The 19,032-nt window shown below is 71.3% G+C and carries 15 protein-coding genes; 2 read left to right on the forward strand and 13 right to left on the reverse strand.

Going from position 1 to position 19,032, the window contains the following annotated elements:
• Positions 1 to 783: 783 nt before the first annotated feature.
• From tyrS to ACTIMO_RS10605, 4 genes are all read right to left on the reverse strand, one after another.
• Entirely contained in the window at positions 784 to 2,106 is a 1,323-nt protein-coding gene (gene tyrS, locus ACTIMO_RS10590; protein WP_448182392.1) for a tyrosine--tRNA ligase, read from the reverse strand.
• 12 nt (positions 2,107 to 2,118) lie between these two features.
• Positions 2,119 to 4,371 carry a HelD family protein gene (locus tag ACTIMO_RS10595; protein WP_448182393.1) on the reverse strand — a complete coding sequence of 751 codons (2,253 nt, stop codon included), beginning with the start codon at positions 4,369 to 4,371 and terminating at the stop codon, positions 2,119 to 2,121.
• A gap of 38 nt (positions 4,372 to 4,409) precedes the next feature.
• Positions 4,410 to 4,949, reverse strand: a complete 540-nt coding sequence (locus ACTIMO_RS10600) for an adenine phosphoribosyltransferase (protein WP_448182484.1) — start codon at positions 4,947 to 4,949, stop codon at positions 4,410 to 4,412.
• A gap of 71 nt (positions 4,950 to 5,020) precedes the next feature.
• Entirely contained in the window at positions 5,021 to 5,662 is a 642-nt protein-coding gene (locus ACTIMO_RS10605) for a DNA-3-methyladenine glycosylase (protein ID WP_448182485.1), read from the reverse strand.
• Positions 5,663 to 5,759: 97 nt separating this feature from the next.
• On the opposite strand from ACTIMO_RS10605, the gene ACTIMO_RS10610 reads away from it, so the two are divergent.
• The gene (locus ACTIMO_RS10610; protein ID WP_448182486.1) at positions 5,760 to 7,340 is read left to right on the forward strand and encodes a DNA-3-methyladenine glycosylase 2 family protein; all 1,581 of its coding nucleotides are present in this window, start codon (positions 5,760 to 5,762) and stop codon (positions 7,338 to 7,340) included.
• Positions 7,337 to 7,936: a methylated-DNA--[protein]-cysteine S-methyltransferase gene (locus ACTIMO_RS10615; RefSeq protein WP_448182394.1), complete on the forward strand. Its 600-nt coding sequence runs from the start codon at positions 7,337 to 7,339 to the stop codon at positions 7,934 to 7,936. The genes ACTIMO_RS10610 and ACTIMO_RS10615 overlap by 4 nt, the downstream gene beginning before the upstream one ends.
• 163 nt (positions 7,937 to 8,099) lie before the next feature.
• Here the strand turns inward: ACTIMO_RS10615 and ACTIMO_RS10620 are convergent, their stop codons facing one another.
• The 9 genes from ACTIMO_RS10620 to argC all read right to left on the reverse strand — a co-directional run bounded on the left by ACTIMO_RS10620 (position 8,100) and on the right by argC (position 19,014).
• Positions 8,100 to 9,995 (reverse strand): ABC transporter ATP-binding protein, encoded by a 1,896-nt coding sequence (locus ACTIMO_RS10620; protein ID WP_448182395.1) that lies wholly within the window; start codon positions 9,993 to 9,995, stop codon positions 8,100 to 8,102.
• A gap of 125 nt (positions 9,996 to 10,120) precedes the next feature.
• Positions 10,121 to 11,635 (reverse strand): argininosuccinate lyase, encoded by a 1,515-nt coding sequence (gene argH / locus ACTIMO_RS10625; protein WP_448182396.1) that lies wholly within the window; start codon positions 11,633 to 11,635, stop codon positions 10,121 to 10,123.
• The gene (locus ACTIMO_RS10630) at positions 11,635 to 12,837 is read right to left on the reverse strand and encodes an argininosuccinate synthase (RefSeq protein WP_191932010.1); all 1,203 of its coding nucleotides are present in this window, start codon (positions 12,835 to 12,837) and stop codon (positions 11,635 to 11,637) included. Before ACTIMO_RS10630 ends, argH begins: the two co-directional genes overlap by 1 nt.
• A gap of 104 nt (positions 12,838 to 12,941) precedes the next feature.
• Positions 12,942 to 13,481 carry an arginine repressor gene (locus ACTIMO_RS10635; protein ID WP_055772410.1) on the reverse strand — a complete coding sequence of 180 codons (540 nt, stop codon included), beginning with the start codon at positions 13,479 to 13,481 and terminating at the stop codon, positions 12,942 to 12,944.
• Positions 13,478 to 14,425 carry an ornithine carbamoyltransferase gene (gene argF, locus ACTIMO_RS10640; RefSeq protein ID WP_448182397.1) on the reverse strand — a complete coding sequence of 316 codons (948 nt, stop codon included), beginning with the start codon at positions 14,423 to 14,425 and terminating at the stop codon, positions 13,478 to 13,480. The genes ACTIMO_RS10635 and argF overlap by 4 nt, the downstream gene beginning before the upstream one ends.
• Positions 14,422 to 15,855, reverse strand: coding sequence for an acetylornithine transaminase (locus ACTIMO_RS10645; protein ID WP_082471581.1), 1,434 nt, complete (start codon positions 15,853 to 15,855; stop codon positions 14,422 to 14,424). Before ACTIMO_RS10645 ends, argF begins: the two co-directional genes overlap by 4 nt.
• On the reverse strand, positions 15,852 to 16,805 hold the full coding sequence (gene argB, locus ACTIMO_RS10650; RefSeq protein WP_448182398.1) for an acetylglutamate kinase: 954 nt from the start codon (positions 16,803 to 16,805) through the stop codon (positions 15,852 to 15,854). The genes ACTIMO_RS10645 and argB overlap by 4 nt, the downstream gene beginning before the upstream one ends.
• Before the next feature lie 11 nt (positions 16,806 to 16,816).
• Positions 16,817 to 17,986, reverse strand: a complete 1,170-nt coding sequence (gene argJ, locus ACTIMO_RS10655) for a bifunctional glutamate N-acetyltransferase/amino-acid acetyltransferase ArgJ (protein ID WP_055772417.1) — start codon at positions 17,984 to 17,986, stop codon at positions 16,817 to 16,819.
• Complete coding sequence (gene argC, locus ACTIMO_RS10660; protein ID WP_448182399.1) at positions 17,983 to 19,014, reverse strand: N-acetyl-gamma-glutamyl-phosphate reductase; 1,032 nt, start codon at positions 19,012 to 19,014, stop codon at positions 17,983 to 17,985. Before argC ends, argJ begins: the two co-directional genes overlap by 4 nt.
• Positions 19,015 to 19,032: the final 18 nt, after the last annotated feature.

A 19,032-nucleotide genomic window follows, 5' to 3' on the forward strand; every position in this document is an offset into this window, starting at 1 on the left:
CCACCAAATCCACCCACACCCCCAAACCCCAGGCCCCGAATCAACCACCCGGTGCAGGGCAACCGGGCCGACCCTGTGCGGACTGCTTCAGCAGACCGCACAGTCCCACCGGAGCACGTGCTGGTTGGCGCGGAGCCGACTCGTCCTCGCCCGCATCGGCCCGCGCAGAGCCACGTCAGGCGGGCACAGACCTGAGCAGTCTCGGTCGGGATACGCGGGCACCGAGCTGACTCGCATCGGCCCGCGCAGTGCCACGTCGGGCGGGCACGGATCTGGGCAGTCTCGGTCGGGATAGGTGGGCACGGAGCTGACTCGCCGCAGCTCGCGCCGGCCGCCGGTGCCGAAGCACGCAAGCACGCAAGCACCGAGCGACCTCGTCGGAGCCGGTATCTACTCTGCAAGGGGAGGTGGGCATCGAGCTGGGTCGCCGGAGCAGGGTCGCGAAAGCGCCCTGCTGCAACGACGGGCAGTACGGCCCACACAGCGCAGCCGTGACAAGCACGACGAGTCCGGCAAGCCCGGCAAGCCCGACGAACGGACGAACCAGACGAACCCGACGAACCAGACGAGTCCGACTACCGGACGAGCCCGACCTACCCGACCTACCCGACGACAAGCCCGACGACACGACGGCGGACAGTGCAAGGACAAGGCGGGCGTCACGGACGAAGAAGGCCGGCACCTTCCCCACGGGGAGGTGTCGGCCCTACTCGTCGCCGCCGGCCGGTGCCACGTGCGGCGGGTCCGGCCGGACGCGGCCCGATCATCCTGGCCGGTGGGGCGTCAGCCCGCGTCGACCATCGCCAGGTTGCGCTTGCCCCGGCGCAGGAGCAGGTAGCGCCCGTGGAGTAGGTGCTCCTCCCCCACCACATGATCCACATCCGAGATCTTCTGGTTGTTGACGTACGCGCCGCCCTCCGCGACCGTGCGGCGCGCAGCGGAATTGCTGGCCGACAGCCCGGAGGCGACGAGGAGTTCGATGATGCCGAGGCCGTCGCGTCCGACCGTGACCGACTCGAGCTCTGCTGTCGCGGCCTGCAGGGTGGGGAGGTCCAGCGACGCGAGGTCGCCCTGACCGAACAGGGCTGCCGAGGCCGCGATGACCTTGTCGGTGGCCTCGACGCCGTGCACCAGCGACGTGACATCGTAGGCCAGCGCCCGCTGCGCCTCCCGGGCATGCGGCCGCTCCGCCGTCGCGCGCTCCAGCTCCTCGATCTCGGCACGCGAGCGGAACGTGAAGATCCTGATCCGCTCCGCGACATCGGCGTCGGAGGTGTTCAGCCAGAACTGGAACATGGCGTACGGGCTGGTCATCGTGGGATCCAGCCAGATGGCGTTCCCCTCGCTCTTCCCGAACTTGGTGCCGTCCGAGTTCGTGATCAGTGGCGTGCCGATCGCATGCACGCCTCTCCCCTCGACCTTGCGGACCAGCTCGGTGCCGCTCGTCAGATTGCCCCACTGGTCCGATCCACCCGTCTGCAGCACGCAGTCGTAGTCGCGGAAGAGCTGGAGGTAGTCCATGCCCTGCAGGATCTGGTAGCTGAACTCGCTGTAGCTGATGCCCTCGTCGGAGTTCAGTCGCTTGGCGACCGTCTCCTTCTTGATCATGGTGCCGACGCGGAAGTACTTCCCGACGTCGCGGAGGAAATCGATGACGGACATCGGCCCGGTCCAGTCCAGGTTGTTGACCATCCGCGCGGCGTTGTCACCCTCGAAGTCGAGGAAGCGCTGCACCTGCCCCTGAAGGTAGCCGACCCACTCGGAGACGGTCTCCTTGGTATTCATCGTCCGTTCCGCCGTCGGCCGGGGGTCACCGACGAGGCCCGTGGATCCCCCGACCAGGCCCAGGGGACGGTGCCCCGCCAGCTGCAGACGGCGCATCGTGAGCAACTGGACGAGGTTGCCCAGGTGCAGGCTGGGCGCCGTGGGATCGAACCCGCAGTAGAACGTGATGGGCGGACCGGCCAGCAGCTCCTTCAGTTCGCCTTCGTCCGTGGAGACATGGATCAGGCCCCGCCAGACGAGCTCGTCGTACACGCCGTCGAAGGACGGATCGTTGCGCTGGCCTGCGAGGCCACTGACCGGGGAGTCTGTTTGCTGGGACACCCCACCAAATTATCAGTCGGCCATACCAGCGGGAATTCGGCCGGAGGAGATGACGCGCAGGCGCTGCGTGGGCCTCGTCATCGCGACGTACAGGTCCCCCACCCTCGCGCCGGCGGAGTCGAGCATCTCCTGCGGCTCGAGGATGACCACGCCGTCGAACTCCAGGCCCTTCGATTCGCGGGGACTGATGACCACGATGTCCTGGCCGGGCCCACCCGCGCCGGTCCCCACCCGATCCGCGTAGCCGGGAGTGAGCGCAGCGCGGACGTCGGGTACCAGGGCCTCGGGGGCGATGACCGCCAGGAGGCCGCCGTCGATCGCCGCGAGCTCCTCGGGCATGGCCCGCACCAGTGCGGGCAGCACCTCGGGAACCGTGTCGAGCACCGGGGGGAACCTGCCCTCACGCACGGCCTTCGGCGCCGAGACCACCAGTCCGGCGGCGTTGGCCATCCGCACGGCGGCTTCGGCGATCTGGGAGGGTGTCCGGTAGTTGACCGTCAGCTCCTCCAGCTGCCACCGCTCCCCGACGAACGGTTCGAGCGCCTGCTGCCAGGAGCGCGAACCGGCGGCGGAGCTGGTCTGGGCGATGTCACCGACGATCGTGAAGGACTTCAGCGGGCATCGGCGCATGAGCAGGCGCCACTGCATCGGGGACAGCTCCTGTGCCTCGTCGACGACGATGTGCCCGTACGCCCAGGTGCGGTCGGTGGAGGCGCGATCGGCGGCGGACAGGCGCGTCGCGGACACCGCGTTGTGCTGCGCGAGGTCCTCCGCCGTCAGGACCCCGTCCACGCCGGAGTCCTCGAGGGAGGCGTTGACGTTCTCGAGGGCACGCTCGGCGTTGGCGAGGTCGCGCTTCTGCTCCTGCTCCCGGGCTGCGGTGTCGCGTCCGGCGGAGGCATCGAGATCCCCCAGCAGTTCGGCGGCCTCGTCGAGCAGCGGGACGTCTGCCTCGGTCCAGGGAGCATCGACGGGCCTCGCCAGGGCGGCCCGCTCGGCGTCGGTCAACCCTGGCGCCGCGGCGCGCAGCAGTTCCGGCCGCGCGAAGAGTTCCGACACGAGCTTCTGCGGCGTGAGCGGCATCCACGCAAGGTTCAGGGCGATCCGGACATCCCTGGAACTGCGGACATCCTCCGCGAGGTAGGAGCGGTCCGCGTTGTTGCCGCCGCCCGAGGACTCCTCGAGCTTGTCCAGCAGCTGCTCGGTGAGCTCCCGGAGCAGGATCTTCACGAAGGTCACGCGGCCCTCGTTGTGCGGCTTCCCGGTCGCACGGGCACGCTCACGCGCACGGCCCACCTGCCGGGGGGTGAGGGTCAGCATGGTCCCCTCGACGTTGAGGCGCTTGTTCTCGGCGGGCACCCGCTCGCGGTTCGCGACGGCGCTACGGATCACCGCGGCCATGTCGAGGCGGCCCTTGATGGCTGCTGCCTCCTCGCTCGTCTCCTGGACGGTGTGGACACCCGGCATGAGGGTGCCGATGCCAGCCATCACGACCCCGGTCTCACCGAGGGACGGAAGGACCCGCTCGATGTACTTCATGAAGGCGTCGGTGGGTCCGACCAGCAGGACGCCGGCGGACTTCAGCCGCTCGCGGTGCGTGTAGAGGAGATAGGCGGCACGGTGGAGCGCGACGGCGGTCTTGCCGGTACCCGGCCCGCCCTGCACCACGGTCACGCCCGGCAGGGGGGCGCGGATGATGCGGTCCTGCTCCGCCTGGATGGTGCCCACGATGTCCGACATCTGGCCTGTGCGGCGGGAGTTCAGGGCGGCGAGCAGCGCTCCCTCCCCCTGCAGCGAGTCGTCGTCGCCGAGGAGGTCCGCATCCAGGACGTCGTCCTCGATCGCGACGACGTCGCGCCGCGAGAGGATGAGGTGCCGACGACGCCGGACGCCCATCCGCTCGAAGGCCGTGGCCTGGTAGAACGTCCCCGCTTCGGGTGCACGCCAGTCGACCATGAGCTGCCGGAGGTCGTCGTCGGACAGGCCGATGCGGCCGATGTAGCGCTTGTCCCCGCTGTCGAGGTCCAGGCGGCCGAACACGAGGCGGTCGTCGACGGCGTTCAGCTGGGCGAGACGGTCCTCGTACATGGTGGCGAAGGCGTCGCGCTCCGAGCGGTTCTGGTGGGAGCCGGCCGCCTGGGTGCGCCGCACGTCGGCGAGCTGCTGGGCCTTCTCCGCCCGGAGATGATCGAGCCGGCGGTACAGGCCATCGACGTAGTCGCGCTCCGCGTCGAGTTCGACTCTCGCCTGGGGCGTCTCGGGCATCGGGAACTTCCTTCCATCACACAGGCGGACCGTCAAGTCTAGCGCGGGGCGGGCGCCACGATCTCCAGTGCGTGAACGGTCCGTCCGGCGAGCTTCTCGCGCCCGCCGAGGCCGCCGAGTTCGAGGACCACTCCGCAGCCGACGACGGTTGCTCCCGCCCTGTCGAGCAACGTGCACGCCGCGACGAGCGTTCCGCCCGTGGCGAGGACGTCGTCGAGCACGAGCACGCGGGACCCTGCAGGAAGATCCGACCGGTGGATCTCCAACGCTGCCTGGCCGTATTCGAGGTCGTAGGACTCCCGGTGCACCGCTCGCGGCAGCTTGCCCGCCTTCCGGATGGTGACGACGCCGGTCCCCGTCGCGTACCCGACGGCGGCCGCCAGCAGGAAACCGCGTGCCTCGACCCCGGCGACGGCGTCGAAGGTCCCGGCGAACGACGCGGCGATCGCATCGACGACTTCGCGGAAGCCCGCCGCGTCCGCGAACACGGGAGTGAGGTCGCGGAACAGGATGCCCGGGGACGGGAAGTCGGGGACGACGACGGTGAGGCGGTCGATGGCCGCCACCGCACGGTCCAGGAGGTGCGTGCTGCCGGGGTCCGCTGCCGGTCCGGGTGCACTGGTTCCGCCGGTCCCGGCTCCGCTGATCGTCACGGATCAACCTTACGGGCTGCGCGCGGCCTGCCCGGGCGGAACCGGGAGACCGTCGGCTCGTCCGGCAGCCAGAATCGCCAGGGATACTCCTCGGTCCCCGCGACGCCGCTGACACCGACGCGTGGGCCGCGCTCGAACCTGTCCGCACGCTCCTGCGACAGGTCCAGGCTGAACGGCTCCGCGAGCGCGTCGGCGCCGTCGAACCGGCGGTCCAGTCCCAGGGCCTGGGCGAGGCGTGCCGGCCCGCGTGCGAGGTCGAGATCCGACGCGGGGCGGGATCGCCGTTCGCGGGCGAGGTCGATACCCTCCTCGATCTCGCCCCCGCGCAGCAGGAGTCCTGTGGCCCAGCCCTCCGTGCCGCACACGATGTTGGCGCAGTAGTGCATTCCGTAGGTGAAGTACACGTAGAGGTGTCCGGCAGGTCCGAACATGGTCGCGTTCCGGGCGGTCATCCCGCGGAAGGCATGCGAACCGGGATCGGCGTCCCCCAGGTACGCCTCCACCTCGGTGATCCGGACGGTGACGGCGCCCTCCTCCGACTGGTGGGTGAGGCGGGAGCCCAGGAGCCTGGGTGCGACGTCCAGCGCACTGCGGGCAAGTTCCGCCCGCGTCGCCGGGCCGGTGCCGCTCTCCTCGATCACGCATCGACCGTAGCAAAGTCCCCGCATCCCGAACGCCGCCGCCATGTCCGAATCCCGCTAGTTCCTGACCGTGACGACTGTCAGGATGGCGGGTATGGACTTCTGGCAGCAGTACCGGGCGATCGATGCCCGCGATGCGCGCTTCGACGGGCAGTTCGTCACTGCTGTCTCGAGCACGGGCATCTACTGCCGTCCGTCCTGTCCCGCCCGGACGCCGAAGCCCGCGAACGTGACGTTCTACCGCACCTCGGCAGCTGCCCACGACGCCGGATACCGCGCCTGCAAGCGATGCCTCCCCGAAGCGGTTCCCGGCGATCCGGGATGGAACCTGCGGAATGACGCAGCGGCCCGTGCCATGCGCCTGATCATGGACGGGGAAGTGGACCGCACCGGCGTATCCGGCCTGGCGGCCCACCTCGGCTACTCCGCACGGCATCTCAACCGGATCCTGACGGCGGAGCTCGGGGCCGGAGCCCTCGCCCTCGCCCGGGCACACCGCGCCCAGACAGCCCGAACGCTCCTCACCTCGTCCGCGCTCCGTTTCGCCGACGTCGCCTTCGCCTCCGGTTTCGGCAGCATCCGCCAGTTCAACGACACCGTGCAGCAGGTCTTCGACCTCACCCCCCGGCAACTCCGTGACGCCGCGCGTGGACTCCCGGTCGAGGTGCCGCCTCCCCGCGGGCCGGGCCGGGGTCCGGTCCGGCTGTCCCTCGCACTGCCGGTCCGCCTGCCGTACGACGACGGTATCTTCCGCTTCCTCGCCGCGCGGGCCGTGGTCGGCGTCGAGCTCGGGACGGGATCCACCTACGAGCGGCTCCTGAGGCTCCCCACCGGACCGGCCTGGTTCCGTGCAGCACGGGTCGAGCACCGCACGGACGGCCGGGCCCTGCTCCCCGTGACGGTCTCGGTGACCGGTCTCGGTGACCTTCCCGCCCTCCTGGCGCGCATTCGGCGGCTCTTCGACCTCGACGCCGATCCTGTGGCGATCGACACGGCGCTGGCAGGGAGCCGATCCTTCGCTCCCCTCGCCGCAGCGGCGCCGGGACTGCGCCTGCCCGGCTCCCTGGCTCCCCACGAGACGCTGGTCCGGGCGATCGCGGGTCAGCAGGTCACGGTCGCTGCAGCGACGACGGCCCTGGGGCGCCTCGCTGAGGCGGGTCAGCCCGTGCACGCGCCGGGAACGACCCTGACACGGTACTTCCCCTCCGCCCAGGACCTTGCGGACCGCCCCGGACCCCTGCTGCGGGGACCACGCCGCCGGAACGACGCCCTGCGGGCCGCGGTCGTGAAGCTCGCGACAGGAGCACTGTCCTTCGGCGTCGGCTCCGATCCGGCAGCCCTCCGCAGGGACCTCCTGGCACTCGACGGCGTGGGGCCCTGGACGGCGGACTATGTCGGGATGCGCGTGCTGGGCGACCCGGACGTCCATCTGCCCGACGACGCCGCCGTCCGCACGGGCTGGTCGCGGGTCCTCGCGTCGCACGCGGCATCCGCGGGATCGGACACACCCCTCGAGGAGGCGATGCTGGGGATCAGGCCCTGGCGTTCCTACGCGACGCTCCACCTCTGGCGTGTCGCTGCCGAACCTCGTGGCCGGGCAGCGGCGGCACCCCGCACCTCGTCAGCTGCACCACGTACCCTGTTGGCACCCACCGAACGGACGATCTCCCCATGAGCACCCTCTCCCCTGCAGCACCCACCGCGACGGGCACCACCCCCACTCCGACCCCGACGCCGACGTCCGGCATCCTCCGGCTGCAGGGAACGACGACGACCACCATCGACACCCCCGACGGCGCCTTCACCGTCATCGAGGCCGAGGGCGCGGTGCTCTCCTCGGGGTGGACGGACACCGCGGAGGACCTCGTGGGCCAGATCCATCCCACGATCAGGGCCACCGCCTTCGATCCGGCCGCCTCGGCGCCGGCCCCGATCCTCGAGGCGGTGGCACGGTACTACGACGGCGACTTCGCAGCGATCACCTCCGTGCGGGTGCGTCAGGCCTCCGGTCCGTTCCGCGTGCACGCCTGGGACGTGCTGCGGACGGTGGAACCGGGCGCGCCCGTGACCTATCTGCAGTACGCCGAGCGCGCCGGCAACGCGGCAGCCATCCGCGCCGCCGCGGGCGCCTGCGCGAAGAACGCGGCGGCCCTCTTCGTCCCCTGCCACCGCGTCATCCGGACGGATGGCACCCTCGGTGGATTCCGGTGGGGCCTCGCCGTGAAGCAGCGGCTGCTCGACCGCGAGGCGGGACGGCTTCCGCTCCCCTGATCACCGCCACGCCGCGAATGCTCCGGCGAGCAGGTGTGCCCGGCGGGCCTCGCCGCGTGGTGGCACCGGCGCGTGGGCTACGGCGTCGGGCCGTGGGCCCGTGCTCGGGTCCTGAGCGATTCCGTCAGGCGTCACCGTCGGGCGTGGGCGTCAGGCGTCACTGTCAGGCGTGGGCGACGAGGCGCTGCCGGGCCGCCATGTCCCGGTACAGCTCGCTCGTCGCCAGCAGCTCCTCGTGGGTGCCCACCGCGGAGACCCGCCCCTGGTCCAGCACGACGATCTGGTCGAAATCCGCGACCGTGGACAGGCGGTGCGCGACGACGACGACCGTGCGGTCCCGTGAGGCCTCCCCCAGCGTCTGCTGCAGCAGCTGCTCCGTCCGCGAGTCCACGGCCGACGTCGGCTCGTCCATCAGGAGGACGGGCCGATCCGCCAGGATCGTCCGTGCCCAGGCGAGACGCTGGCGCTGGCCGCCGGACAGCCTGATGCCGTCCTCGCCGAGGTTCAGGTCGAGCCCGTCCTCGGACCGGTCACCGAGCGCATCCAGTCCGACGGCGGCGAGCACCCGGCGCAGCTCGGTGTCCGGTGCGTCCGGGGCTGCGAGACGCAGGTTGTCCGCCAGCGTGCCGCTGAGTACGGGAGCTTCCTGCTCCACGAGGCCGATGCGCGCCCGCAGCTCGGAGCGCTCGAGGTCGCGGATAGGGACGCCGTCGAGGCTGATGCCTCCACCGTCCGGCTCGTAGAACCGCTCGAGCAGGGCGAGCACGGTGGACTTGCCGGCGCCCGAGGGGCCCACGAGGGCGGTCCGGCTCCCGGCAGGGACCGTGAAGCTCACGCCGTCGAGGACGAGCTGGGCGTCGTCGTGCAGCTCGCTCCGATCGGCGCCGCCGGTCGTCGCCGCACCGGGCGCACCGCCGGCACTGCCGCTCGCGGAGGGGCCGGCGGCGTCGTCCTCGGTCGCCGCATAGCGGAAGCTGACGTCGCGCAGCTCGATGGTGCCACCGGCCCGCGCACCGGTGGACCCGACGACAGCAGAACCGACAGCAGCAGAACCGCCGACAGCTGAATCCTGGGTCAGGTACTGCTCATCCGCACGCTCGGGCTCGAGCCGGGCGATCTCCTGGATGCGGTCGAGCGCCGCGAGTCCCGACTGGATCTGCACGAAGGCGCCCATGGCCGAACCGATGGGCATGACGAGCAGGAACAGGTACAGGATGAAGGCGATGAGGTCCCCGAGCAGCAGCTCTCCCGCGGCAACCCGGATGCCGCCGACCGCGAGGACCACGATGAAGGCGCCCTGGATGCAGATGGACATGATGGGCTGCACGGCGGCCTGCAGGCGGGCCATGGCGATGCCGGCGCGGAAGGCCTTCGTCGCCTCGACGTCGATGACCGCGGCCTCGCGCTCCTCGGCGACCGAGGCCTTGATGGTGCGGATGCCGGACAGTCCGCGCTCGACGGCGGCGGTCATCGAGCCGACGGCGTCCTGCACCGCGCGGCTGCGCGTGCGGATCAGGCGCCCGAGGAACAGGACGCCGCCGGCGCCGAACAGCACGGCGGTCAGGGTGATACCGAAGAGCAGCGGATCGATGAGCACCATCAGGACCACGGCGGCGCAGAACATGAGGATCGAGGACACGATCTCGAAGAGACCGGACGTGATGACGCTGCGCATCAGCGTGGTGTCGGATCCGACGCGGGAGATGAGGTCGCCGACGCGCCGCCGGTCGAATTCCCGGATGGGCAGTGCCAGGAGCTGCCCGACGAGCGAGCGCCGCACACCCAGCACCACCGACTCCGCGGTCCGCTGCAGCAGGTAGGACTGTGCCGCTCCGAAGACCGCTCCGCCCAGCGCGATGGCCACGAGGAACCAGACGAACACCGTGGCCGGCTCGCTCGCCGAGACGGCATTCACGAGCTGCTGCACCATCAGCGGCTGGGCGATCGAGAGGCCGGTCGAGACGAGGGAGACGGCGGCGACCAGGACGAGGACACGGACGTGGCCCCGCAGGTAGGGGAAGAACTCCCGGAGGGTGGCGCGCTGGGTGGTGGTGTTCATAGCCACACAGTGCGCCGGACGGCCGGGCGAGTCAAAGCACTTCGCGACGGGCGTAGGAGGACGCGGGTCAGAGGGATGGCCGGTCCCGGTGTGTCCCCCGCGGGGCACACACCGGAACCGGGCTGTCACCCGGCAGCGTAGGGCTGCACGTCCTCGAGCTCGGCCTTCAGCGCCGTCAGCTGGCGCCGGACCGCGGCCGGCGCGGTTCCGCCCTGGGCGTCGCGGCTGGCCAGCGATCCCTCGACGGTCAGCACCTCGCGGACCGCAGGGGTGAGGTGGTCCGAGATCCCCGCGAACTCCTCGTCCGTCAGATCCCACAGTTCGACGCCGCGCTGCTCGGCCACGCGCACCGCCGCACCGGACAGTTCGTGCGCCTCCCGGAACGGCACCCCCTGGCGGACCAGCCACTCGGCGATGTCCGTCGCCAGCGCGAACCCCTGCGGTGCGAGGGAGGCCATGCGCTCGGTGTTGAACACGAGCGTCGCGATCATCCCGGAGACGGCGGGCAGCAGGACCTCGAGGGTGTCGATGGCGTCGAACACCGGCTCCTTGTCCTCCTGCAGGTCCCGGTTGTAGGCGAGGGGCATGCCCTTCAGTGTGGCCAGGAGACCCGTGAGGTCCCCGATGAGGCGTCCGGCCTTGCCGCGCGCCAGTTCGGCGACGTCGGGGTTCTTCTTCTGCGGCATGATCGACGACCCCGTGGAGAAGGCGTCGTCGAGCGTGACGAAGGAGAACTCCTTCGTGGCCCAGATGATGATCTCCTCGCTCACCCGCGACAGGTCGACGCCGATCATCGCCGACACCCACGCGAATTCCGCGTAGACGTCGCGCGACGCGGTGCCGTCGATCGAGTTGTGGGTGGCGGAGAAGAACCCGAGGTCGGCGGCCACGGCTTCGGGGTCGAGCCCCAGCGAGGATCCCGCGAGGGCCCCGGACCCGTAGGGCGAGACACCGGCGCGGCGGTCCCAGTCGGCGAGCCGCTGCACGTCGCGCAGCAGCGCCCACGCGTGGGCCAGCAGGTGGTGGCTGAGCAGGACGGGCTGGGCGTGCTGGAGGTGGGTGCGTCCGGGCATGGGCGCCTCGAGGTTCGCCTCCGCCTGGTCGACGAGCGCCGTGATGGTCGCGAGCACGCCCCGCGCGATGATCCGTGCATGGTCGCGCAGGTACATCCGGCCGAGCGTCGCCACCTGGTCGTTCCGCGAGCGCCCCGCACGCAGCTTTCCACCGAGCGCCGGACCGGCACGCTCGATCAGGCCGCGCTCCAGGGAGCCGTGCACGTCCTCGTCGCTCTCCGCCGGGACGTAGGCGCCCGAGCGGACGTCGGCGTCGAGCCGGTCGAGGGCATCGAGCATCCCGGCGAGCTCCACGTCGTCGAGCAGTCCGGCATGGTGCAGCACGCGGGCATGGGCGCGGGAGCCCTCGATGTCGTACGTGGCCAGGCGCCAGTCGAAGTGCGTCGACTTGCTCAGCGCGGCGAGGGCGTCGGCTGGACCGCCGGCGAACCGGCCGCCCCAGAGCGAACCCTCGTTCGTCCCCGAACGCCCCGCACGCCCGCTTCGCTCGGCCGGGGACCCCGGCGCTCGTGGCTCCGCCCGGTGCCCCAGAGGTCCGGCGGTCCCGCCGTCGTGCGCTGGCGCCATCAGGCGCCTGCCTGCTGGTCCCGGCGCGACGCCACCTTGGACGACATCCCGAAGAGTTCGATGAAGCCGCGGGCCATCGACTGGTCGAAGGTGTCCCCCGAGTCGTAGGTGGCCAGGTTGAAGTCGTACAGGCCGACGTCGGAGCGGCGCCCCGTCACGGTGGCGCGGCCACCGTGCAGGTCCATGCGGATGTCTCCCGTCACGTACTTCTGGGTGTCGTCGATGAACGCGTTCAGCGAGCGCGTCAGCGGCGAGAACCACTGGCCGTCGTAGACCAGCTCGGTCCAGCGCTGGCCCACGGTCTTCTTGAAGCGGGCCTGCTCGCGCTCGATGGTGACGTTCTCCAGTTCGCGGTGGGCCGCGATGAGCGCCATGGCGCCGGGGGCCTCGTAGATCTCGCGGCTCTTGATGCCGACCAGGCGGTCCTCGACGATGTCGATGCGCCCCACGCCCTGGGCGCCCGCACGGCGGTTGAGTTCCTCGATGGCCTGCAGCGGGGTGACGGTGTTGCCGTCGATCGCCACCGGGATGCCCTCCTTGAAGGAAATGACGACCTCGTCCGCGGCGGGCGGGAACTCGGGCGACTCGGTGTAGTCGTAGACGTCCTTCGTGGGGCCGTTCCAGATGTCCTCGAGGAAACCGGTCTCGACGGCGCGGCCCCAGACGTTCTGGTCGATCGAGAAGGGGTTCTTCTTGGTGGTCTCGATGGGCAGGCCCTTCTCCTCGGCGAAGGCGATGGCCTTGTCGCGGGTGAGTGCGAGGTCCCGTACGGGGGCGATGCACTTCAGGTCCGGACCGAGGGTCTGGATGCCGACCTCGAAGCGCACCTGGTCGTTGCCCTTGCCGGTGCAGCCGTGGGAGACGGTGGTGGCGCCGAACTTCCGCGCGGCTGCCACGAGGTGCTTGACGATGACCGGACGAGACACCGCGGAGACCAGCGGATACGCGTCCATGTACAGGGCGTTCGCCTTGAGCGCGGGCATGCAGTACTCGGTCGCGAACTCGTCGCGGGCGTCCGCCACGTAGGCCTCGACGGCGCCGCAGCCGAGCGCGCGCTGGCGGATGGTCTCGAGGGACTCGCCGCCCTGTCCGACGTCGACCGCCACGGCGATCACCTCGGCTCCGGTGGCTTCGGCGATCCAGCCGATGGCGACGGAGGTGTCGAGTCCGCCCGAGTAGGCGAGGACGATGCGTTCGGTCACGGGGATGTGCTCCTTCGGTTGTCCGGGCGGGGCCCGGAAGATCCTGGTGTGGGTGGTCTGTGCCGCTGCTGCCAGCGTAGCGGCGGGTGATCGGTGGGGCGGGGTCAGGCGGTCTCGGCGCTGCCCTGCGGCTCCTGCGCGAGGTTCAGGAAGCGTTCGGCGACGGCGGCCCCGCCGTCGACCTCCCGGCTGACGAGCATGACGGTGTCATCGCCCGCGATGGTGCCGAGGATGGACGGGATGACGGAGTGGTCGATCGCCAGGGCCAGGAAGTTCGCGGCTCCCGGCGGAGTCCGCAGGATCACGATGTTGCCGCTCGCCTCCGCCGTCACGAGCAGTTCGTTGCACAGCTTCGCGAGCCGCGCGTCGAGGATCTCCTGCGAGACCCCGCTCTGGACGTGCCGCCCGCCACCCTCGACCGGCACCGCGTAGACGAGGGCGCCGTCGGCCCCACGCACCCGGACCACGCCGAGTTCCACGAGGTCCCGCGACAGCGTGCCCTGGTTCACCTGGACACCGTCGGCCGCGAGGAGCGTGGCCAGTTCGGCCTGGGAGCGGACGGGGTGCGCGGTCAGCAGGTCGGTGATCCGGGCGTGCCGGGCCGTCTTCGTGACGGGCCGGGCGGAGTCGCGCTGTACGGTCACGTGGTGGCCGCCGAGCGGGCGACGAGCCAGGTCATGAGCGCCTTCTGCGCGTGCAGCCGGTTCTCCGCCTCGTCCCAGACGAGCGACTGCGGGCCGTCGATGACGTCCGCCGCGATCTCGTAGCCGCGGTAGGCGGGGAGGCAGTGGAGCACGACGGCGTCGGGCGCGGCCTGCGCCATCGCGGCGGCGTCGACGGCGTAGGCCCGGAACAGCTCCTGCCGGGCGGCCTTCTCGTCCTCCTGGCCCATGGACACCCAGGTGTCGGTCGCGACGACGTCGGCCCCGGCGAGCGCGGCGGCGGCGTCGGTGGTGACGAGGACGGATCCGCCCGTCTCACGCGCCCGCTTCTCGGCGGCCGCGACGACAGCGGCCGCAGGAAGGTAGCCCTCCGGCCCCGCGATGCGCACGTGCATCCCTGCCGTGGCGCCGGCGAGGAGATAGGAGTTCGCCATGTTGTTGGCGCCGTCCCCGAGGTAGGTCATGGTCAGCCCCGTCAGCTTCCCCTTGTGCTCGCGGATGGTGAGCAGGTCGGCGAGGAGCTGGCACGGGTGGTAGTCGTCGGACAGGGCGTTGATGACCGGGACGCTGGAGGCGGCCGCCATCTCCTCGAGCCCGGACTGCGCGTAGGTGCGCCAGACGATGGTCGCGACCATCCGTTCCAGGACCTTCGCCGTGTCGGTGATCGATTCCTTGTGCCCGAGCTGGGAGTCCCCCGCACCGATGATAAGGGGGACGCCGCCGAGGTCGGCGATGCCGGAGGCGAAGGACACCCGGGTACGCGTGGACGTCTTGTCGAAGATGACCGCGACCGTCTTCCGGCCCGCACCGCGGCCCGCGAAGGGGGCGTGCGCGTAGGGGTCCGCCTTCAGCTCGGCGGCGAGGTCCAGGACCTCCGCCTGCTCGGCCGGCGAGAGATCGGTGTCGACGAGGAAGTGGCGCGTCATGCTGGTGCCTCCTGGGATGTGCTGTCGGTCGACGGCCGGGCGGCGTCGAGGATGCCGGGGAGCGCGTCGAGGAAGCTCGCTGCCTGGTCCTCGGTGAGGATGAGGGGCGGCGCGAGCCGGATGGTCGCCGGGCCGGTCGCGTTGATGATGAACCCGGACTGCAGGGCGGCCTGCACTGCGGCCGGGGCATGGTCGCCGTCGAGGTCGAACCCGATGAGGAGTCCCTCGCCGCGCACCGCGACGACGCCCCGCGTGGCGGCGAGCCCGCGCCGCAGGAGGGCTCCGACGTGCACCGCGTCCTGCAGGGCACCCGTGGTCTCGAGGACGTGGAGCGTCGCGAGCCCGGCTGCCGTGGCCACCGGGTTGCCACCGAAGGTGGTGCCGTGCTGGCCCGCGGAGATGAGCGTCGAGACCGCCTCGCCGAACGTGACGAGCGCGCCGACGGGGAAGCCCCCACCGAGTCCCTTGGCGAGGGTCATGGCGTCGGGGACCACTCCCTCCACCCCCTGGTGCGCGAACCAGCGGCCGGTGCGGCCGATGCCGGACTGGACCTCGTCGAGGATCAGCAGGGCGCCGTGCTCGCGGGTGAGTTCACGCGCGGCGCGGAGGTATCCGGCGGACAGCGGGCGGACCCCGGCCTCACCCTGGATCGGTTCGACGACGAGGGCGGCCACGGTGTGGTCCATCGCCGCACGGAGGGCCTCGACGTCGTCGAACGGAAGATGCTCGACGCCGCCGGGCAGGGGCTCGAACGGCTCGCGGTAGGCCTTCTTCGACGTCAGCGCGAGGGCGCCCATGGTGCGGCCGTGGAAGGCGCCGTCGAGCGCCAGGATGCGGCGCCGCTCCGGCGTGCTGTTCCGGCGGGCCAGCTTGACGGCGGCCTCCAGCGCTTCCGCCCCGGAGTTGGTGAAGAACACGCGGGACCCCTCGGGGGCGTCGGCGAGCGCGAGGAGCTTCTCGGCGAGCGCCACCTGCGTGGGGCTGGTGAAGAAGTTCGAGATGTGACCGAGGGTCGCCAGCTGGCTCGAGATCACCGACGTGACGAACGGGTGGGCGTGACCGACGGCGTTGACGGCGATGCCGCCGAGCAGGTCGAGGTACCGGCTCCCGTCGGCGTCCCAGACGTAGCAGCCCGAGCCACGCACGAGCACGCGCTGCGGCGTCCCGAACACACCCATCAGGGAGCCGCTGTACCGGGCGAGCCAGTCGGCGCCGGAACTGCCGCCCGTGAGGACGCCGACCGCGTGACCGGCCGTCCCGGCGTCGATCCGGCCCGCCTCCGCGGGGACCGCATCGACCGGACCGGGGGCAGCGTGCCGGCCGTGCGCGGTGCCCTGCGCGGCTGTGATGCCCGTGGTGCCCGTGGCGTCTCTGGTGCCAGGAGTGCCCGGGGTGCCCGTGGTGCTTGTCGTCGTCCCGAGGTCGGTCATGGGGTTCCTCTCGTGAGTGCTGGGGTCTCGTCGGGGACCACCTGGGTGCCGATGCCCGCCGCGGTGAAGGTCTCCAGGAGCATCGAGTGGGCGAGCCGGCCGTCCACGATGTGCGCGCGTTCCACGCCGCCCTCGACGGCCTGCAGGCAGGCGGTCATCTTCGGGATCATGCCGGACTCCAGCGACGGCAGGAGCTCCCGCAGCCGGCCCGCCGACAGCGACGAGATGAGCGAACCGCGGTCGGGCCAGTCGGCGTAGAGCCCCTCCACATCGGTCAGGATCACGAGCTTGGCCGCCCCGAGGGCCACGGCGAGCGCGGCAGCGGCGGAATCGGCGTTGACGTTGAGGACCTGCTGCGTCGGCTCGCCGTCGACGTCGTACTCGGGCGCCACCGTGGAGATCACCGGGATGCGGCCCGCCTGCAGGATGTCGAGGATCGCTCCCGGGTGGACGGCGGTGACCTCGCCGACCAGGCCGAGGTCCACGGGCTCGCCGTCGACCACCGTCCCGGTGCGCACGGCGCGGAGCAACCCGCCGTCCTCCCCGGAGAGACCGACGGCGTACGGGCCGTGCGAGTTGATCAGGCCCACGAGCTCCCGGCCCACCTGTCCGGTGAGGACCATGCGGACCACGTCCATGGCGTCGGGCGTCGTGACGCGGAGGCCGCCCTTGAACTCGGATTCGATGCCCAGCTTCTGCAGCATCGCGTTGATCTGCGGTCCGCCACCGTGGACGACGACCGGGCGGATGCCCACGTGGTGCAGGAAGACGATGTCCTCGGCGAAGGCCCGGCGCATGTCGTCGTCCACCATGGCGTTGCCGCCGTACTTGATCACCATCGTGGTCCCGGCGAACCGCTGGATCCAGGGCAGGGCCTCCATCAGCGTGGCGGCCTTGTCCTGCGCCCGCAGGGTCGACGCGGAGGGTCCGGTCGGGGGTGCGTCTGTCATGGTCCCTCCCATCAGCTCGAGTACGCCGAGTTCTCGTGCACGTACTCGTGCGTGAGGTCGTTGGTCCAGATGGTGGCGCCGGCGGATCCCGCTGCGAGGTCGATTTCGACGGCGACATCCCGTCCGCTGAGGTCCACGAGGTCGCGCGGGTCGCCGATGCCGCCGTTCCGGCATATCTGGACGCCGTTCATGGAGACGTTGAGCTGGTCCGGCTCGAAGACGGCGTCGGTGGTGCCGACGGCGGCGAGGACCCGGCCCCAGTTCGGGTCGTTGCCGAAGATGGCGGTCTTGAAGAGGTTCGAGCGGGCCACGGCGCGGCTGACCACCTCGGCGTCCCGCTCGGTCGCGGCGTTGACCGTCGTGACGGCGATGGTGTGGCTCGCGCCCTCGGCGTCGTGGATGAGCTGCGCGGCGAGGTCGAGGCACACATCGGTCAGGGCCGCCGTGAACTGGGCCTGGTCGGGCGCGATCCCGGCTGCGCCCGAGGCGAGGAGCACCACGGTGTCGTTCGTCGACATGCAGCCGTCGGCGTCGGTGCGGTCGAAGCTGACACGCGTCGCCTCGCGGAGCGCCGCGTCCAGCGCGGCGGGCTCGAGCGCGGCGTCCGTGGTCAGGACGACGAGCATCGTGGCGAGTCCGGGCGCGAGCATCCCTGCCCCCTTGGCCATCCCGCCGATGGCGTAGCCCTCGCTGGCGGAGTCGGCGGTCGCCGGGTAGCGGGCTTCCTTGGACACCGTGTCCGTGGTCATGATCGCCTCGGCGGCGGAGGGTCCGCCTCCCCGGCCGAGTGATCCGGCGGCGTCGGCGACACCGGCCAGGAGCTTCTCCATGGGCAGGTGCTCGCCGATGAGTCCGGTGGAGCACACGACGACGTCGGTGGCCGAGACGCCGAGGAGATCGGCCGCCACCTCGGCGGTGCGGTGCGTGTTCTGGAAGCCTTCCGGCCCCGTGCAGGCGTTGGCGCCGCCGGAATTGAGGACGACGGCGTCGGCGCGTCCGTCGGAGACCACCTGGCGGGACCAGAGGACGGGAGCGGCCACGACGCGGTTGGAGGTGAAGACCGCTGCCGCAGTGTGCAGCGGCCCGTCGTTGACCACGAGGGCGATGTCGGGCTTGCCGGTGCTCTTGAGGCCGGCGGCGACGCCCGCGGCGCGGAACCCGCCCGGGTAGGTGATACTCACGGTGCGATCCCCTGGATGGTCAGGCCCCGGGTCTCGTCGAGACCGAGGGCGATGTTCATGGACTGCACGGCTCCGCCGGCGGTCCCCTTGGTGAGGTTGTCGATGACGCTGCTGACGATCACGCGGCCGGCGTGCGCGTCGAACGCAAGCTGGAGGTTCGCGTAGTTCGAGCCGAGGACCGACTTCGTGGCGGGCCACTGCCCCTCGGGGAGGATGCGCACGAACGGCTCGTCCGCGTAGGCCGCCTCCCATGCCTCACGCAGCTCGGCGTAGCCGACGCCGGGGCGTACCTTCGCGGTCGCCGTCGTGAGGATGCCCCGGGCCATCGGCGCGAGGGTCGGCGTGAAGGACAGCGACACGCGCTCGCCGGCGGCGAGGCTGAGGCCCTGCTCCATCTCGGGGGTGTGCCGGTGGCCTCCCCCGACCCCGTAGGGGCTCATGCCGCCCATCACCTCGGAGCCGATCAGGTGGGGCTTCGCGGCCTTGCCCGCACCCGACGTGCCCGATGCCGAGACGACGACGACGTCGTCGGGCTCGAGGAGGCCCGCGGCGAAGCCGGGGGTGAGGGCGAGGAGCACGCTCGTGGGATAGCAGCCGGGAACGGCGATGCGGCGCGCACCCTCGAGGGCGGCCCGGTGTCCGGGCAACTCGGGCAGCCCGTACGGCCAGGTGCCCGCATGCGCGGAACCGTAGAACTTCGCCCAGGCGGCGGGATCCTGCAGGCGGTGGTCCGCCCCGGCGTCGATGACGAGCGTGTCCGGCGGGAGCTGCGCGGCGATCTCCGCACTGGCTCCGTGCGGCAGGGCGAGGAAGACGACGTCGTGCCCGGCGAGGACCTCGGGGGTCGTGTCCTGCAGGATGCGACCGGCCAGCGAGTGCAGGTGGGGCTGGAGCGCACCGAGGGCGGACCCGGCACTGCTGTGCGCGGTGATGGCTCCGACCTCGATGTCGGGGTGGTTCGCGAGGAGGCGCAGGAGCTCTCCCCCGGCGTAGCCACTGGCGCCGGATACCGCTGCGGTGAACGTCATACCCCAACCCTACAGCAA

It is taken from the genome of Arthrobacter sp. CP30 (assembly GCF_053470025.1).

Bases quoted from the DNA above. Each gene is read 5' to 3' on its own strand.
- ACTIMO_RS10620 (WP_448182395.1), bottom strand. From the start codon at position 9,995: ATGAACACCACCACCCAGCGCGCCACCCTCCGGGAGTTCTTCCCCTAC.
- ACTIMO_RS10645 (WP_082471581.1), bottom strand. From the start codon at position 15,855: ATGACCGACCTCGGGACGACGACAAGCACCACGGGCACCCCGGGCACT.
- argF (WP_448182397.1), bottom strand. From the start codon at position 14,425: ATGACGCGCCACTTCCTCGTCGACACCGATCTCTCGCCGGCCGAGCAG.
- ACTIMO_RS10615 (WP_448182394.1), top strand. From the start codon at position 7,337: ATGAGCACCCTCTCCCCTGCAGCACCCACCGCGACGGGCACCACCCCC.
- argB (WP_448182398.1), bottom strand. From the start codon at position 16,805: ATGACAGACGCACCCCCGACCGGACCCTCCGCGTCGACCCTGCGGGCG.
- ACTIMO_RS10595 (WP_448182393.1), bottom strand. From the start codon at position 4,371: ATGCCCGAGACGCCCCAGGCGAGAGTCGAACTCGACGCGGAGCGCGAC.
- ACTIMO_RS10610 (WP_448182486.1), top strand. From the start codon at position 5,760: ATGGACTTCTGGCAGCAGTACCGGGCGATCGATGCCCGCGATGCGCGC.
- argC (WP_448182399.1), bottom strand. From the start codon at position 19,014: ATGACGTTCACCGCAGCGGTATCCGGCGCCAGTGGCTACGCCGGGGGA.
- argH (WP_448182396.1), bottom strand. From the start codon at position 11,635: ATGGCGCCAGCGCACGACGGCGGGACCGCCGGACCTCTGGGGCACCGG.